Source organism: Rhizobium sp. CBN3 (assembly GCF_030518245.1).
In the GTDB taxonomy this organism is placed as follows: domain Bacteria; phylum Pseudomonadota; class Alphaproteobacteria; order Rhizobiales; family Rhizobiaceae; genus Rhizobium; species Rhizobium aethiopicum_A.
The window spans coordinates 1-2,110 of record NZ_JAULSE010000069.1 but is presented as its reverse complement, the minus strand read 5'-3'; the positions used below and the strand labels follow the sequence as shown (position 1 = coordinate 2,110).

Annotated in this window: 2 protein-coding genes; one reads left to right on the top strand and one right to left on the bottom strand. The window is 56.7% G+C overall.

The genetic code is table 11. The features are described 5' to 3' along the window. Positions 1-62 precede the first annotated feature (62 nt). Positions 63-1,058 carry an IS30 family transposase gene (locus QWJ46_RS30925; protein WP_082849634.1) on the top strand — a complete coding sequence of 332 codons (996 nt, stop codon included), beginning with the start codon at positions 63-65 and terminating at the stop codon, positions 1,056-1,058. A gap of 99 nt (positions 1,059-1,157) precedes the next feature. On the opposite strand, the gene QWJ46_RS30920 is transcribed toward QWJ46_RS30925, so the two are convergent. Continuing rightward, positions 1,158-1,895, bottom strand: coding sequence for a hypothetical protein (locus tag QWJ46_RS30920; RefSeq protein WP_130817691.1), 738 nt, complete (start codon positions 1,893-1,895; stop codon positions 1,158-1,160). Between the last annotated feature and the right edge of the window lie 215 nt (positions 1,896-2,110).

The window sequence follows — 2,110 nt, the reverse complement described above, 5'->3', positions numbered from 1 at the left end:
GGTACATTCTATCTCGAACTGCAACAAAGGCGCTAAGCTGCCTGCTTTTCGGGAGCCATGGTTTGATCCGTACCTTTTCGCATTTGAGTTTTGACGAACGCCGATCGATTTCCAGGATGTTGGATCAGAAGTTTAGCCAGTCTGAGATCGCCAGACGCCTCGGCCGGGACCGTGCGACCATCTCCCGGGAGATAAAACGCAACTACTGGCACGATCAGGAATTCCCCGATGCCGAGGGCTACTGGGCGATGACCGCCAACGACATGGCGCGCGACAGGCGCCGGCGGATCGGCAAGCTCTTTCGTCGCGAGGATCTGCGGAACGAAGTGATCGGAAAGTTGGAATCCGGCTGGTCGCCGGAACAGATCGCTGGACGACTGAAGATCGAACCAGCGGCCAAGGCAAGCGTCTGTCACGAGACGATCTACCGGTATGTCTATTCACCAGAAGGACAACGGCAGCAACTCGCGCGGCTTCTCCCGGAACGGCGGAGAAAGCGCCGGCCGCGATATGCTCGCAAGCCGCAGAATCCAGTCTTTCCAGATGAGCGTTCGATCAAACATCGGCCGGAAGCCATCAACGATCGCAAGGAATTCGGTCACTGGGAAGCCGATCTCATGATCTTCGAAAGGGTTCAGGGCAATGCCAATGTGGCAACGGTTGTTGAGCGGACGAGCCGGTTCACCATGCTGTTCAAGAACAACGACCGGCAGTCCAAGCCGATCATGGAGCGGCTCATCGACGTGCTCAGCCCCCTGCCCAGGCATGCCCGGCAAAGTTTGACGTTTGATCGCGGATTTGAATTCGTCTCCTGGCGGCGACTGAAGCAGGGAATGGGAACCGATGCATGGTTCTGCGATCCGTCTGCGCCCTGGCAAAAAGGCTCCGTTGAGAACATGAATCGGCGGATTCGGCGTTACCTGCCGAGGGATACTGCTGTCCTGTCAGTTCCTGATGAATCGATACGATCGCTGATCGATCGGTTGAACAGTACGCCGAGAAAATGCCTTGGTTTCCGCACCCCAGCTGAAGTGTTCAGGCGTGAAGTGAACAAATGACGGCAAGCCGGGGCGGAGGACGGATTTTATGAATGATCCTGCGGTGATTGCGCGGCGAGAGAAAGCGTTATTAGGCAGCCAGCGGCAGAATAGAGATCGTCAATGCACGCCGATATCGCTTTGCGTATCCGATTCCAACTGCAGGCAAGCTGCCCAAAGTAGCGTCTTGTGGAAGGATCCATCCTGCAGAAGAGTGAGCCCCTCTCGTGCCTCGCAGAGCAAGCCGAGCCAGCATAAGCGTTGGAAGACGCCATACTGAAGATCGGATTTCAACTCCCAGGCTTCTATGGTCATTTCGGTGTCCGACAAAGGCGCCAGCTCTGGATAGAGGATTTTCACAACGTCCATTGGCGTGCAACCTTCTCTGGCCTTGATATTGAGAAGATTGAGGAACATGCGCCACCAGCGTAACCGCGCTCGGACCTCCTCTTCCCGCTCGGTGGCGTGGACATAGGAATAGAGATAATCCGTGGCGACCAGATCGAAGAAGGCTTGCGGGTTCACCAAAAACTCCCGGCCGCGTCTGGTTGGCAGCAGCACATCCTTTTTCCGGCGAAGAAGCTTCAGATGACGGGCCATGTCGCGCACGACCCAAAGCGGCGGCATGTCGCTTTCATTGAGCACCTTGTTCATGCTGTAGAGGTCCTCGGCTGTGAATCCTGGCCAGAGGAAGTGCACAGCGGCCCAATGCACGAACTTGCGGTTCATGGCGCCGGTCGCCGTCAATCCTATGCCACCCTCACCGTCAGCATAGGCAACCGAAAGAAGCATGCCGCGAAGAAGTGGTGACAGCGCCGCGACGTCGACGTCACCTTGCAGGTTGATTTCCGGAAGCATCGTGCGGCTTTGATCCCCAACTGCGCCATGCAAGTCCCAGCGAGTATCGAGCGGTAAAAGAACAATTGCTAGTGAGAAAGCTAAAGCCGAAGGGGTGCGTCATCACCCGCCCCCGCTCCGCCCTTTCAACCCGGCCCAGCCGGTCGGATCGGGGGCTGATCTCCCTGCCCTGTAGTAGCCTTTAAGCCCTTGTTGCATTTACATTAGAAGTCACA